Origin of the sequence: uncultured Rhodococcus sp. (assembly GCF_963525155.1) — a bacterium.
Taxonomy (GTDB): Bacteria; Actinomycetota; Actinomycetes; order Mycobacteriales; family Mycobacteriaceae; genus Rhodococcus_F; species Rhodococcus_F qingshengii.
The window spans coordinates 19,698-34,614 of the sequence record NZ_CAURKP010000018.1 but is presented as its reverse complement, the minus strand read 5'-3'; the positions used below and the strand labels follow the sequence as shown (position 1 = coordinate 34,614).

General features: G+C 63.7%; 11 protein-coding genes. 9 read left to right on the top strand and 2 right to left on the bottom strand.

The window, feature by feature from the left end:
* Window positions 1–38: 38 nt before the first annotated feature.
* Both RWT78_RS06680 and RWT78_RS06675 read right to left on the bottom strand, forming a co-directional pair.
* A complete protein-coding gene (locus tag RWT78_RS06680; protein ID WP_399551421.1) occupies window positions 39–3,677 on the bottom strand; it encodes a hypothetical protein in 3,639 nt (1,212 codons plus the stop codon).
* A gap of 485 nt (window positions 3,678–4,162) precedes the next feature.
* On the bottom strand, window positions 4,163–4,579 hold the full coding sequence (locus RWT78_RS06675) for a helix-turn-helix transcriptional regulator (protein WP_257216792.1): 417 nt from the start codon (window positions 4,577–4,579) through the stop codon (window positions 4,163–4,165).
* A gap of 499 nt (window positions 4,580–5,078) precedes the next feature.
* On the opposite strand from RWT78_RS06675, the gene RWT78_RS06670 reads away from it, so the two are divergent.
* The 9 genes from RWT78_RS06670 to RWT78_RS06630 all read left to right on the top strand — a co-directional run bounded on the left by RWT78_RS06670 (window position 5,079) and on the right by RWT78_RS06630 (window position 14,913).
* On the top strand, window positions 5,079–6,275 hold the full coding sequence (locus RWT78_RS06670) for an insoluble domain protein (protein ID WP_083059692.1): 1,197 nt from the start codon (window positions 5,079–5,081) through the stop codon (window positions 6,273–6,275).
* A gap of 220 nt (window positions 6,276–6,495) precedes the next feature.
* Complete coding sequence (locus RWT78_RS06665) at window positions 6,496–6,993, top strand: hypothetical protein (protein ID WP_314674827.1); 498 nt, start codon at window positions 6,496–6,498, stop codon at window positions 6,991–6,993.
* On the top strand, window positions 6,993–9,080 hold the full coding sequence (locus RWT78_RS06660; protein WP_314674825.1) for a cutinase family protein: 2,088 nt from the start codon (window positions 6,993–6,995) through the stop codon (window positions 9,078–9,080). The genes RWT78_RS06665 and RWT78_RS06660 overlap by 1 nt, the downstream gene beginning before the upstream one ends.
* Window positions 9,081–9,230: 150 nt before the next feature.
* Window positions 9,231–10,874, top strand: coding sequence for a peptidoglycan DD-metalloendopeptidase family protein (locus RWT78_RS06655; protein ID WP_314674824.1), 1,644 nt, complete (start codon window positions 9,231–9,233; stop codon window positions 10,872–10,874).
* A gap of 81 nt (window positions 10,875–10,955) precedes the next feature.
* Window positions 10,956–11,603: a hypothetical protein gene (locus RWT78_RS06650; protein ID WP_050655181.1), complete on the top strand. Its 648-nt coding sequence runs from the start codon at window positions 10,956–10,958 to the stop codon at window positions 11,601–11,603.
* The gene (locus RWT78_RS06645; protein ID WP_083059687.1) at window positions 11,600–12,214 is read left to right on the top strand and encodes a hypothetical protein; all 615 of its coding nucleotides are present in this window, start codon (window positions 11,600–11,602) and stop codon (window positions 12,212–12,214) included. Before RWT78_RS06650 ends, RWT78_RS06645 begins: the two co-directional genes overlap by 4 nt.
* Window positions 12,215–12,264: 50 nt before the next feature.
* Window positions 12,265–13,668, top strand: coding sequence for a hypothetical protein (locus RWT78_RS06640; RefSeq protein ID WP_088295439.1), 1,404 nt, complete (start codon window positions 12,265–12,267; stop codon window positions 13,666–13,668).
* Between the two features lie 44 nt (window positions 13,669–13,712).
* Window positions 13,713–14,132, top strand: a complete 420-nt coding sequence (locus RWT78_RS06635) for a hypothetical protein (RefSeq protein ID WP_050655179.1) — start codon at window positions 13,713–13,715, stop codon at window positions 14,130–14,132.
* Between the two features lie 49 nt (window positions 14,133–14,181).
* Window positions 14,182–14,913, top strand: a complete 732-nt coding sequence (locus RWT78_RS06630; protein ID WP_050655178.1) for a hypothetical protein — start codon at window positions 14,182–14,184, stop codon at window positions 14,911–14,913.
* Window positions 14,914–14,917: the final 4 nt, after the last annotated feature.

The window sequence follows — 14,917 nt, the reverse complement described above, 5'->3', positions numbered from 1 at the left end:
GCAGTCGGTGAGCGCACGGTGCCCTTTCCAAGGATGAGTTAGCAGGTGGTTCGGTAGGGGAGTTCAGGGAATAGTTGGTCCCACGTCGCGTCGGTAAGAACATTGTTCGTGTTCTTGCACACTCGGGTTTCCGCCGCGCGCTGGGTGAGATTCCATAGCCGGACAGCTCCGCCCTCTCCACCTGCCGCGAGGTGATTGGAAGTGGGGCTGAATGCGATGTACCAGCGGGTGGCTCCGATGGATGCGATGGAACCGCCGAGTTTGATGGGAGCTGCGATGTTTGTGGTGTCCCAGAGCTGGACGGTTCCCTCGTCACTGCCCGAAGCCAGAGTCCGCCCATCGGTTGCGAAAGCGACGGACCGGATCGTGCTTGATTGGCCGATCAGGGGGTCGCCGATCCCTTGCGCCTCGCTTGGTTTCGCTACGTCCCAGAACCGAATCGTCTGATCGTCACCAGCGCTGGCCAGGGTTTTCCCGTCCGGCGAGAAGACAACGGATTCGGCCTGCTTCGTGTGCCCGGTCAGTGGTTGAAGCATCTTGGGACGGCTCGGATCTGAGCTGTCGAGGAGCGTGATGTCGTTGGTACCCGACGCCGCAATCGCGAGCGTTCGGCCGTCCGGTGAGAAGGCCGCGTTGGTGAGCAGGTCGCCGGGGACCGGCAGCGGCTGCCCCAATGGGGTGGGCGCAGAGATGTCGGTGATGTCCCAGAACTGGAGCGAGTTGTCGCTGCTACCGGTGACCAAGGTGCGGCCATCTGGAGTGATCGACATCAGATACGCGTATCTGGTCTCGAGTTCGAGGCGGCCGAGAGGGCGGATCGTGTCGGAGTCTGAGGCATCCCAGAGCCGTACTGCCCGATCGTTTCCGCCCGTTGTCAGCACGGTTCGGCCATCCGGTGACATTTGCAGGTTGTCGATTTGGCCGTTGGGCACTACGACTCGTCCTCGCGCGATCGGGTGATCGGGATCAGAGGTGTCCCACACTTGAAGGGTGCCGTCGACAGAGCCCGTGGCCATGTGAGATCCGTCCGAGCTGAATCTGGGGGTCATGACACGGTCGGTGTGGGCGTCGATGACGGATGTAGGGCGGTTCCACATCCTGAGGACGCCGTCCTGGCTTCCTGTTGCCATAGTTGCGCCGTCGGGAGCGAAGGCGACTGTGATCATGCCCCCGTTACTGCCGGCAAGGGGCTGTCCTAGGGAGCGCGGGCGGGAAGGGTCTCGGAGGTTCCACAGTCGGGCGGTGCCGTCCCAGCTTGCGGTTGCGAGCGTTTGACTGTCCGGCCCGAACGCGATGGACCACAGCGCACCGGTGTGACCAGTGAGAGGCGGCCCTTCCAAGGACGGCTGCGCGGGGTTTCCGATGTTCCAGACTCGGGCAGTGCGATCGTCGCTGCCGGCGGCGAGAAGTTGGCCGTTTGGACTGAATGCCACCGAGTGCGCCGCTCGGGCAAATCCTGTGAGCGGGGCTGTTGCGATTACGGGGTTGGACGGGTCGCTGACGTTCCACAGCCACACTGTTTTGTCGTCGCTGCCGACCGCGAGCAGGTTCCCGTCCGGACTGAACGCGCTTGTTCTAACCGGGCCTGCTGGCCCGGCAAGTGGGGGAGTGCGGAGAGACGCCGCTTCTGGGTTGCTTACGTCCCACAGCCCTGTGGTTCCGTCGTCGTTCGGTGCGGCGAGGGTGCGTCCGTCTGGGCTGAACGACACCACGTACACGGTGCCGCCGGCGGATTGCAGAGGGCTGCCGATCGCCTCGGGCGACAGCGGATTGCGTACGTCCCAGAGTCGCACTGTGCCGTCGCCGCTCGCGGTGGCGAGCATCCCGCCGTCAGGGGACCAGGCGGCTGAGGTGACGAAGCTCGTGTGCCCTTCCAGCGGCGATCCGATCGGTGTCGGGGCCTGCGGATTGCTGACATCCCATAGTCGCGTTGTATGGTCTCCACTCGCCGTCGCGAGAACTTTGCCGTCAGGCCTGTATGCGGCGGTGTAGATCGCATTTTCATGCCCGGTGGCCGGCGTCGCCATCGGTGCATCTTGTGTGGCCAGGACTCGGGATGTCGTGGCAGTCTCGGCAGGCTGCATATCGCGAGCTGCAAGAACAAGCTGCGCCGACAGAGACGGATTGGACTGTTGCAGTCGGTCCGCTGTCGATAACACTTCTCGGAATTGTGCACTCGATGCAAGGACCTCTGAGCGCGCACTCGCTCGGAACGCAAAGACGGACACAACCATCAAGACCGCGACAAAGGCAGCGATCGCGGACACGGCTCCCCGTTTTTGGAGCTTCCGTCGTTCTTGCTGTCTTATTGCATCCCGCCGAAAGCTGTACGCCATCGTTGTCAGTGGGTGATCGTCGAGTTGCGCGATGACATCGTGCAACCTGTCGTCTGCCCACAGGTCGGCGGACTGTCTACCTCGACGGTCCCATTCGGCCGCGTCGCGTTCAAACGTCTGCCGAAGCATGTTGCTCGCCCTGTTGGCGCTGATCATGTTGTGCAGGCGGATCCAGGAGTCGATGACCACCTCATGAGCGAAAGCCACGAGACCGTCGTCATCGACTGTCAGTAGTCGAGCGGAGGTGAGCGCTTCGATGACTCGGCCATTGCGGGCATCCGCACCGCCCACACGTAGCAGCTCTGCCCGGGGGACAGCCCTTCTCGTATCGCGCGCGCCATCGCCGATCTGAACCAACCTCAACAGCAAGGCCGGCGCCACTGCACGATCGTCGTCGTCCAGCACCTTCCAGGCGTTTTCAGCGGCTCGATTGACAGAACCTTCGATTCCTCCGGCCGCTTCATACGCTCGAAGCGTGAGGTTTCCGGCTGGGTCACGGTGCAACCACATGCTTTCAAGCACGTGGGACATCAGGGGAAGAACGCTCTGATTGTGCCCTACTCGTGTGGCGTCGAGATCACTGATGATTCGTTCGGACAAGCCTGGTTCGAGGTCAGCGTTCGCGGCTGCTGCCGGCAGTTTGATCGCCTCTGCCAGCTCTTCGGAGCTCATAGGCGCGAGCACGATCTGCCTGTGTTGTAGAGCGTCGGCAAGGGGAGCGTGTTGCAAGCATTCGGGCACGAAGTCCGCTCGTACGCCGATTACAACTCGTATGGTGCTCGTTGAGCTGACCACGCGAGAGAGACGGTCGAGTCGATCTATGAACTCGTCGCGGGTCGCGTCATTCGCACCCGCTGTGAGTACCTGTTCAAACTGATCGACGATGAGTAGTAGGGCATCGGTCTCGGAATCAGCGAAGTAGTCATCGAGCAACTCCCGGTAGTCGTCGCTCGACTCGGCTTCGCGTATGCCTGGGAAAATGCGGGTAAGCGCGCCGAAGGGGTCCGGGCCGGGGTCTACGGTCTCAATGCTCCACGGTTCCGTGGATCCCCATGTCAACCCGTGAGTAGCTGCACGCCCCGCGATGCCGGCGTGAAGAAGCGAAGATTTACCAGTCCCGGAGGCTGCATATAGGACGAACAACCCGGGGGTAGTGGCGCCTTGGAGGGTGGAGACAGCTTCGTCGATGCTGCGTTCGCGTCCGAAGAAACGGTCACGATCTGTGATTGTGTACGAGGCTAGGCCGAGATATGGGCAGGCAATTGGCGCTGTTTTCGACGCGTCCGGGCCTTGCCTGCTACCGGTCTGCGCCTCTGCCCACCATTCCCTCCACACCGCCATGTCATACAGACCATGCTCGGAAGGCTGTATCGATTTCGCCCTCGCCGCCGATATAAGTACCCAGAGGACAGGCTCGAGCGATTCGAACTTTTCAGGGACACGGGCTCCGCGCCGCCAATCGCTGATGCGCTGGTAGCTCGGCCCCTCGGAGCTACGTTCTTTCGCCCTCGCTGCTACTGCCTTGAGCGTCGGATTATTCGCGGCCGCCCAGAGTGCACTCAGTCTTCCTGCGAACTGGTTCCGGTCCGTCACTTGAATCCTCGCGCCACTGTTTTCCTGCCGTTTCCCCAATTCCGCACCCAGCAAAGTTCCGCGTGCGGAATATTTGTCCGAAGTGCCCGGACCTGCAAACTTAGCGTGTTGCTTGGTGCGGAATCGAACCGTGGTGTGGAAAATCGGGAAAAGTTCGCCGCATGACGGTAGAAGACGCGCCTATCGCGGCGTGCGATTCGTGCGGTGCATCGAGAATGCGATCCGCGCACTCTTCACACAGGGGTGTGCGGAGGTCTGCTTCTCGCGCGGTTGAATGCGGAACGAATATCGCTCAGGGAGTAGTCGAGTTCAGCGGCGAGCATCTCCGCGACATCCTCGCTGAGGTTGATCTCACCGCGCTCGAGGGCACCCATCATGGTTTGGGAAAGACCGATCCGCTCGGCAAGTTGAGACTGTGTGATCAGCCGCAGGGTGCGAAGGTCGCCAAGGAAGGTCTCTCCTTTGGGTACGGAAACCAAAGCGGAAATATCGATATCGAGCACGCTAGGGTCGACCAATTTAACGAGCGTCTCGATTTTGGGCGTGCCTCTACCCGCTTCCCATGCTTTGACTGCGCCGGGCGTCAAACCGAGAATGCGCGCAAGTTCGGCTTGAGTGAATCCTCGCTCCAACCGTCGATCACGGAGCACGTTGGGTTGAAAGCCGCGAACGGATCTCCTGCCCACTCATCCCCCGTCCACTCGTGTTCGGTGCGATTCACCTAGGCGTGAAGATTAGCCATCGTGGGATTACCCCTACTGTCTAGCCGTTTTAAACTGACTGTTATAGACTGACCCTCATAGGTTGATCTTGTGTCCGGCTCGGGCCGTCACCTGGGCCGGACACATCCAACGAATCGGGGGAGCTGTGAGAACGAAAGAGTGGGGTGAACTCCAAGTTCGAGGCCGAGCGGGTTCGCTGTGTGCCGGCAGGAGCCTGGGCCACACATGCATTTCGGTTCGTATTCCCGGCGCCCGAGTCTGCCCCGTTGGCCATTCACTTGTTCCTCACCATCGGTCCTCGCTGCCCTCGGCGCAGGACCCCTCCCCGCTTTCTGATGCCAACGCATCGGAAACAGTGGCCGCGTAAGCGCCACCTCAGTCCGCATCAATTCCCCGTATTTACAACCCAATTGGAAGGTTCCACACAATGAAGCACCACAAGTCTCGGACTACCGGTCGCCACCGCGCACCGTCCGCGCCTGTCATCGCCGCCGGCACCCTCACAGCTCTGGTGGTGGCCACTTTCGCGACGGCGGGAATAGCGGTGGCAGCTCCGCAGCCAGGGGTGACAGGGCCTGCTCCGGGGCAGCCCGGAGTGACTGCCCCGTCACCCTCGCCGACGCCAGCGCCCTCGGTAGAACCTGAGCCCACCCCGTCTGAGCCTGCACCTGAGCCGGTCTACTGGGTGCCGCCGCCCGCCGAATACCAGAACATTCCGCAGCAGCCTTTGCCGAACTGGGACTACGATTCCGGCACCTACGACGCACCGGCCGACTACAGCGTCGCCCCGGTGGACTACAGCAACATTCACTTGCCTGGACCAGTCGAGATCGTCGCGCCGATCATCGCCCCGAAAGCCAAGGGCCGCATCGGGGACTTCGTCTTCGAGCAGAAGACCTGGATGAGCGATCAGGATCTCGCCCGCACCAACAACACCTCCGGCGTCATCGAAAGTCAGGTGGCGACGTTCTACAAGTCGATCGGCATCCCGGTCGATCGCGCAAGTCGCATCGCCGCAGCCCAGCTCGGCGGCGGCGCAGCAGGAACCCTTGCCGGAATCGTCGCAGTGGGCGGTCCCGCCAGTCTTGTGGGGTGTGGAATCGGCGGAACTGTCGGCGGTACAAGCGCTCTCGGACTTTTCAGCCCGATCGTGACCCCCATCGGAGCCGTGCCCGCGGGGGTCGTGGGAACGGTGACCGGATGTGGAGTCGGGGCTCTCGCGCTCGGCGCTCCTCTGGGAGCCCTCGGCGGTTTGGGTGGCGGAATCGCGGGCGTTGCAGCCGCAACCGCTTACGGCGCAGGCGAATTGGGAGAACCCGTCGACGTCAGCGACCAGATCCCCGACATCGATCAGCCCGCCGTGACCACCCAGACGCAGAACACCCTTACCGACTGGGAGAACTCCGGGCCCGTCGGACAGGCAGTGGCCACCACCGTCCGCGACACCGTCGCCGCCGCACCGGCGATCGACCAGCAGGCCCGCGACTTCGTCGCGGCCCAGCCCGGAGGCGAGCAGATCATCGAACAGGTCGACACCGCCCTCACGGACTTCTTCACCAACGCCAGCCCTGGCCTGGCATCGCAGCTGATCAGCGATGCAATCGGAGCAGGCACACAGGCATAGCCGGATTGGCCGGGACGGGCACGCCCGTCCCGGCCATCTGACATGGATTGCCTGGTCGAAGAAGGAGTTTGTAACGATGTTTGGTTCGAAGGGATCTGCCACCAAACCGGCGGTACGTAGCGCGACTGGCGGAACTGGCGGAACTGGTACCCGCACAGCCCGCCTCCCAAGTCGCCCTCGTATGCCGCATGCTCGGACACCTCGCCGTCAGGTCGCGGCCGTGACGGCACTGGCGATCGCGGTGCTGGTGCTGTTGGTCGGGGTCGTCGTGGGCGCTGCGTCGGTCATCGGCCGGGTCACCGACGACGAGCCGTCGAACATCAGCGAGATCGTCAATTTTGCTGCAACACCGTCGACTACACCTTCTCCGGAACCTGCCGGATGTCCCGTATCTGCCGGTGATCAGAACAGCGGCGAGGGTGTGATCGCAGCGTTCGAGCACGCGTATTACACGCTGCGCTCTGCCGATGCAGCGATCGCGCTACTCACCCCCGGCGCAGCTCCATTCGCAGCAGATATGCAATCGGCGATCAATGCGACGCCGGAAGGAACGACCTACTGCATGACGGTGACCGGCGTTTCGGCCGGGACGTACGCGATGGAGCTGACCGAGTCCCGCCCCTCGGGTAAAGGCGCTTCGCTCTTTCAGCGCATCACCACCGCCGAGATCGACGGTCGGCATTTCATCACGTCCATCACTGATGCAGAGGGAAACTGATGAACATCTCTTCCACCGCCCGCTTCGCGTCGGCGTTCGCCATCATTTCGACGCTGGTCGCGGGCCTCGCGGCCGCACCGCTCCTCGCCAACGCCGCACCGTCCGCTGCGGCGGGCTGCACCAAGTACATCGGTGTCTTCGCTCCCGGAACGACCGAGACCCGCGCCGACGCCGATCCGTCGAAGCCTGCCGGAATGTTGGGCCAGGTGGGGGAGAAGCTCGAAACGATGTACGGGCCTAACACCTTCCGTGCCATCTATCCGTCGTACCCGGCCGAAGCGTTTTTGCAGTCCGGCATGACCTACTCCGCATCGAAGACCGCCGGTGATCAGGCAATGGCGACCGCGATGGAGCAGTGCCCGAACTCGAAGTTCGTCATCGGCGGCTATTCACAGGGGGCACAGGTCGCCAACGATGTCGCCGTCAACATCGGGGCAGGCAGCGGTCCCGTTCCCGCTGCGTCCGTTCTCGCTGCGGTCATGCTCGCCAATCCGAAGCTCGGCACCGCTGGTTCGCAGGTCGTCGGCCCCAAGCTCGACGGACAGGGCATCGCCGGTCCGGCAGCGGAAGGCTACGGCGCCTTGTCGGGTCGGGTCTTCGACATCTGCCACCCGGAAGACAAGTACTGCAACACCAACACCGGCAAGGATTCGTTCCTGGCGTCGTTGGGACGAGTGCTTGCCAACCCGCCCGGAACAGTCGCGCCGACCACCGCGACTGCTGTCTCGGCAACAACGACTCCGTCTGTCACTGGTCAGACCACGCTCACCCCGACCGAAACCGCATCGAAGCCGGCATCGACTCCGGCGGCCGCCGGAACTGCGAATACCTCGGCAGGCACCGGAACCGCGAACGCGTCGGAGTTCTTGGGCGCGGTGACCTCGAACTACGGTTACGCGGATCTCGCGGCTGCTCCGGGGGCAGCGTCCGCGTTGGCGACCTCGGTGGACAAGCTGCAAAGCGCGGGCGCTCCCACCTCGACGTCGGCGGCGGTCGATGTCGCCGCGGTTCGTCAGCAAGCGCAACTGCTGGCCGGAACCTTCAAGCCGGTCCAACAGACACAGACATGGATGGCAGCCAACCCGGCCGCTCGCGACGGATTGCGCAACGCTCCGGCTGATTCTCCTGAGGCCGCCACGAACTCGGTCGTCGACGTGCTCGACAAGGTCGACGTTCCGCAGGTTCTGGGTGCCGCTGACCAGGTGGTGAGCTTGGCGAACAGCATCCTCTCGGGCGGTGGCACCGGTACCGGCGGCACCTACGCGGGCCTGACCGGTCCCGCACAGAGCTTGTCGAACGGTGTGGCACCGCTGGCGGATACACCGACCGATCAACTCACCACCGCCACGTCGATCCTCTCCGCGATCCAACCGGTGACGATCATCAACCAGATCCTCGGCGTCGTCTCGGGTGTGACCTCGGTGGATTACAACGCCGTCGCGGCCAACCTGCAAATACTTCCCAGCCATCTGTTGGCCGGCAACGTCAAAGAAGCGCACCGGGTCGCGGGGGAGCTCAACAACCAACTCTCGCCTTTGGTGAAGATGGCGGCCGGGGTCGATCTGAAATCGGTGTCACGGATCTTGGCACTGATCCCCGATCCGTCCGGCACAGCCGCCTCGGCGGCGCTGGTGGCGAACCTGCTGGGCAACGTCGACATCATCCGCCTCGCCCGCGACGTCGGGCAGCTCCAGGAAGTCGCGTGGCAAGTCGCCGAAACCGGGAACGTCCTGGCCCTCGGTCAGCTCCTCCCGATCGGTGTGGACCTGGCGAACGTCGCGCTCGGCGTCCTGACACCGGGGCAGAAGATGACCGCCGATCAGCTCCACGAGCCGGCTGATTCGATGACCACGTTGATGGGTGCGCAGGCGCAGAACTCCGACTTCGTCGGTCTCGGTAACTCGGTCCTGGCGACGGTGACCTCCCAGGATGCGCAAGCACTGACCTCGGTCGTCGATGCCGGATTCACCGCCGCGAGTTTCCTCGGTTCCCGCGTTCACGAGTCCTACGGGCAGTGGTTGATCGACGGAAAACGAACCGCTCTGGACGCGATGGTCGACATCTACCGACAAGCGATCGGCGGCTAGCGCGCGGCGGCGGGTGAGCCGAAAACGCTCTTGGGCGAGAGCTTTTGACGTTCACCTTCCCACTCCTCGAACCACGGCCCTCGCGGCCGCGATAGGTCCCCACACGTTGCCCAGGCGGGCGCGGCACGACACAACGACAAGGACATGACGATGGGTGATTCACCCAGCTCGACGAAGACCGGCCTCAAGGCCACTGGCGGCGTCATCGTCGCAGTGGTCCTGATCCTCGGTTTCGTCATGTTCGGTACCGACAACAACCCCAAACCTTCCAACGATTGCCTGCCCACAACCGCAACTACCGGATCCGTGGCACCAGCTCCGGGAACCAAAACGCAGCCGCTCAAGGCCGGTACCTACCAACTGACGTCGGGTTTCGGTCCTCGCGGTGGTTCCATGCACCGCGGTACCGACTTCGCCGGCCCGCTCGGTACTCCGATCTATGCCGCTACCTCCGGTGTCGTCGCGGCAGCCGGCCCGGCGAGGGGGTTCGGGAGCTGGGTCATCATCGACACCGATGTCAATGGGCAGCGGATTTCCACCGTCTACGGGCACATGGCGGCCTCGACGATCAAGGTCAAGACCGGTGATCAGGTCACCGCTGGTCAGGAAATCGCAGCCGTTGGGAATGAAGGCGAATCCTCCGGCCCGCACCTGCATTTCGAGGTCTGGGAAGGCGGCCGACTTCCCGACGGCGCCGGAACGCCAACCGATCCCGCACCGTGGCTCGCCGGTGCTGCCGAGCCGTCCGGACCCGCGCCCGCTCCCGCACCCGGCACGGGTGTTCCGTCTCCCGCGATCGTCAACGCTGCCGCTATCACTCCACTTCCGACAGGTGCCGGGTGCGGTGGACCGAGCCTGGGCGGCGGGGGACTCAAGCCGGGCAGCGTGCCTGCGGAGTTCGAACCGTGGATCCTCAAAGCCGCCGGTACCTGCCCCGAGATCACCGCTCCGCTGCTGGCCGGGCAGTTCAAGCAGGAAAGCGGCTTCAACGTCAACGCCCACAACAACGACTCCGGCGCGGACGGCCCGGCACAGTTCCTTCCCTCAACTGCTGCACAGGAAGGCGTGGACGGGGACGGGGACGGAAAGCTCGACATGCGCTCACCGGCCGACGCTGCGATGTCGATGGCGTCCTACGACTGCAAGATGCTCGAGCTGACGAAAAAGGCGATGGCTGACGGCCGCCTGCACGGTGAGCTGATTCCGCTGACGTTGTCCATGTACAACTGCGGCCCCGGAAACACCTTGTCGCAGGGCCAGGTCTGCCAGAACGAGGAAACACGCGGCTACGTCACCAACATTCAGAAGTTCGCGATCGAGGAATTCACCGATACGTCCGCCCCGGCGGGTCCGATTCCGGGTGGCCCGTCCACCGGCTCGGCCGTCGTCGATGCCGCTCTGCGGTGGCTCGGCACCCCGTATGCCTGGGGCGGCGGCGACGAGAACGGACCGACGCGCGGCGTCCGTGACGGGGGAGTGGCAGACAGTTTCGGCGACTTCAACAAGGTCGGGTTCGACTGCTCCGGATTGGTGAAATACGCAGTCGCGCAAGCGACAGGCGGCCGAACGGTTCTCCCTCACCAGGATCAGATGCAGATAGGCGACTCTCGCGGAACCTCGATCACCAACCCTGCCGACCTGCGACCCGGCGACATCATCCAACCCCACAGCGGCCACATCTTCATCTGGATGGGCGGCGGCAAGGTCGTCGAAGCTCCGCAATCGGGCGATGTCGTCAAAATCTCCGACTGGACCCCACCATCCTCCGGGTTGGCAGCGAAACGCTTTGCCTGACAGAACAACCCAGACCAGAACATCGCAACCCGATGACCACCCCGGAATGAAGTTTCACCCGAAGAAAGGTAGATCCCAGAAATGACGGTATCCGCAGCCACCGAATGGGAACAGGCCGCCGACGCAGTACGTACCGCCGCTGACGAGTTGCGCACCAGCGACTCCTCAGAGATCCGCGCGTGGGCGAAGAAGAACAAACTGCTCTCGCGCAGCATGTGGCCGAAGGTCAAGCGCGAGTTGGTCAAACAACTCGATCTCGACTACGACGTACTCCGCGACGCGGAAGCGACCAAACGCAAGAAGGAGATCGCCGAGGCCGCCGCCACCGCACCGTTGGTGGAACTGTTCGCCGCAGGTGACGAGCGGGGTAGCTTCGCTGTACTCGGACCGGTCGACGACGCGGCCTGGTACGGGACGTTCCACAAGAACGACACGGTCTTCAAGGAAGGCAACCAGCGCTCGGCAGACGACTCCGCAGCCGGTAAGGCGGTATTCCTCGCCGGCAAAGCACGGGAGGACGCGAACGTTCCCGCGGTGCGGTTGCTCCTGCACATCTCCAATCCGGAGATCGACGGGAACTCCCTCGCCGGTATGGCAGCCAAGCACGGTGTTGCACTCGACCTCGACATCACCGACAACAACCGGGCCGTGGACTGGTGCGAAGAGCCTGGTTACCAGGCGTGGCAGGCGATTCGGTTGTCGGATCTGTTCATCGAGGACGAGTCGTGAAACGCCACCTCGCCGCGGTCGCCGCTGCATCTGCCGTCGCTATTGCCCTGGCTGGGTGCTCCTCGGGCACGGAAGGCACCGCAACCGGCCCGTCCACCACGACGACGGGTGCACGGGCGCAGCAGTGGTCCCCGAACGAGACATCCGCCGTCGAGCCCACACGGCCCGCGGCCACTGTTCCGGAACACGCTCCCGAGCAGGTCGCCATCGTGGACCGCAGCGATCCGGCTGCCGTTGCCGACGCCGTGGTCACCACTTGGTTCACCTGGAACACCGCTGACGATCGCGGACCCAACGACGCGGCCGCCCGCACCGGCGACCTGCTCACCGAACGCTTCCTCGGCGACGTCACCGGAACCACCCCGACCGGAAGCCCCGGCGGTCAGTGGCTCGAATGGGCCGCGAAGGACGCGCAGGTCTGGCCGACGGTCAGCTCTGTACCGAACCAGGGCGCCGTGGACACCTCGACTGCGGTGCACCGGATGTATCAGGTCGAACAGACCGCGATTGCGTCCGATGGCTCCATCGTCGGCGTCGACACCGCAATCGTCGCCGTCCTGGTCGTCAGTCGCGGCGGTCTGTGGGCCGTCGACGACCTCAAAAAGCTATGACCAGCGAGAAGAACGTCCCCGGAACCACCCCCTCCCCGAAAGGAACTCCCGTGAGCGCTCCTGACCCCTACGACGAGCACCAGGACACGTACACCACCGAAAAGGCCGTTGACCTGCGCGGCCAGCGTCTACGCCGGCAATCTCGGCCCGAAGCCGAGACCGCCCCGATCGAGACTCCTGAACCAGCCCCGCAGATCGAGTCAGCCACCGAATCCGGCGATACCGAGTTGGTCGACGAGTCGGCAGGATACGACGACCCGTATGCGGTCGGGCAGGACGCACTGGCAGAGAACGACGAACCCGAATTCGACTACCGGTTCGAGCGGGAGACCAGCGAAGTCGACGACAGCCCCGCAACATGGGGCTGGCGCGGACGTGTCAACGCGGCGGTCGGCATGAAGATGGCGCCGAAGCCTGACTCGGCGGAGGTGCGGTTCCGCCAATCCGTCACCCGAGTTCAGCAGCCGCTACCCGGTTGCATGGTCGTCTCCGTGATCAGCCTCAAAGGTGATGCCGGAAAGACTTCGACGACCCTGACCCTGGCCAACACCTTCGGTTCGCACCGCCACGGCGTTGTCGCGTGGGATGCCAACCAGTCCACCGGGACCCTCGGAGACCGCGCGGCGAATCCCACCGATCCCGACGTCGGCCCCTGGGATGTTCTCGAGAACGCCCGCGATCTCACCTCGGCGGGAGCCGTGTCAGGTGCGCTCGGCAGGTTCTTGCGACTTCAACCCACGCACGACGAAGTCCTCGGAGCCGACACTTCGACCTCACGCGATCATGGCATCGGCTGGGACGAGTGCGCGGCGATCATGGCTGTACTCCGCCGTCATCGGGACCTGATCTTCATCGACACCGGCAACGAACCCGTGGCCGCGAATTGGCAATGGGCCGTGCAGCACTCGAACCTGTTGGTCGTTCCCCTGCCACTGCGCCTCGACATGACCAAGATGGCGTTGCGGATGTTCAAGGGGATCATCGCCCGCGGCTTCGGCCATCTGGTGTCCTCCGCGATCGTGCTGACTGTCGTGACACCCGGCTCCGATCCCACCCTCGAACCTGAACTCGTCGAGGGACTGGCTCGACTGGGCCTTCCGGAAGAGAACGTCATCCGGGTTCCCTACGAGCCGTCGTTCGCGACTGGAGAGCGCATCGTCTACGACCGGCTCCTTCCGTCCACGATCGAGGCTTACACCAATGTCGCCGCCGAAATCGCGGATGCTCTCGCTGCCAGCGTGTACGGCCGCGCTGCCGAGTACGCCGACCCGTACACCCCCGAGCAGATCCAACGTCCTCCGGAAGTTATTCGACGTACAGCCCGACCCGAACCGGTCGCGCAGTACGAGGACCGATACGCGGAGTACGAGCCGGAACCCCGGCCGAACCCCCGCCCCCTCCGTCCTCGCCCGGTAACTCCACCCCACCCGCGAAGTCGCGGGCGCCTGGATTGAAAACCACTGCACCACAGCCGAACACCACATCGAAAGGGAACACGATGAACGAACAGAACACACCGGTGAGCCCGTCCACCCGCGGCGGCCGGCTGCGTCGAGCGGCAGCCATCACCTCCGGCACCATCGCCCTGGCAATCATGACCGCCGCTCCTGCCGCAGCTCAGGACGCGCCGAAGTCGAAGAACCCATTCGAAGGGGTCACCCCTACCCTCGAGTTCCTCGGACCTGCGTTCCAGAACGTCTGGGTCCGCGTGCTCGGCACCATCTGGGCACTCGCAATGGGCGGTGTCGGCGTGAAACTGATCTTCGCGCTGTACAAGATGCGAGCAGCGAAGAACGGCGGCTACGCCTCGGAGATGACCGACAACGCCGCTGAGGTCAAGACCGCAGCCACCGCCTTCGGCGGCCTGACACTTCTGACCGTCATCATCGGCGCCATCATGTTCGTCACTCAAGGCTGAGACGAATTCCGTTCCATCTCAGCATTGTTCACGAGAAAGAAGAGAACTCATGGTCAAAGATTTTTCTCAGGTAGGTACGGGCAACCGTCCGGTCGCGGCGACTGGATCCACGGGTGGCGGATCGGGGTTCTTCTCTGACCGTAAGCGCGTTATCGCCACTGGTGTCGTCGCAGTGGTGTTCCTCGCGTTGGTGATCGCGCTCCTCACCTCCGGTGGTGGTGATGACAACAAGGGGAGCGGGGCCGATGCAATTCGTGCAGCCCACGGTCCGACGACGACCATCGACGGTGTCCCGGCGGGATACACCCGCGATCAGGCGGGAGCGCAGACCGCGGCGGTGAACTTCATTCAGGCCGATGGTCAGACGTACCAGGGCCGGATCGACGTCGCGAAGCTGCGGGAGGTCGCTGTAGCGTCCGATCCCAGCCCTTCCTTGCAGAGTGTTCTCGATATCTCCAGCGGCCGAACTGATCTGGGAAAAACCGTCAACAACGTGCCGCTGATCGTCACCGTCACCGACTTCACTCAGGACTCGGCCACGGTGTCGGTGTGGGGCATGGGCGTCGGTCAAAGTCCGGTCAGTGAGGGCAGCGACAAGGTCGGCATCCTCACCGTTTACTCGACTACCACCGTCACGGTGAAGTGGGAGAACGGGGACTGGAAAGCCCAGGACTGGAAGTTCGTCAGTGGCCCGTCCGCAGATGATGCCCAGTTCCCGGCGGCTGATTCACCGCTCTCGAAGCCTGGCGCGAACGGCTTCTACACGTTCTACGTCAACTAGAAGG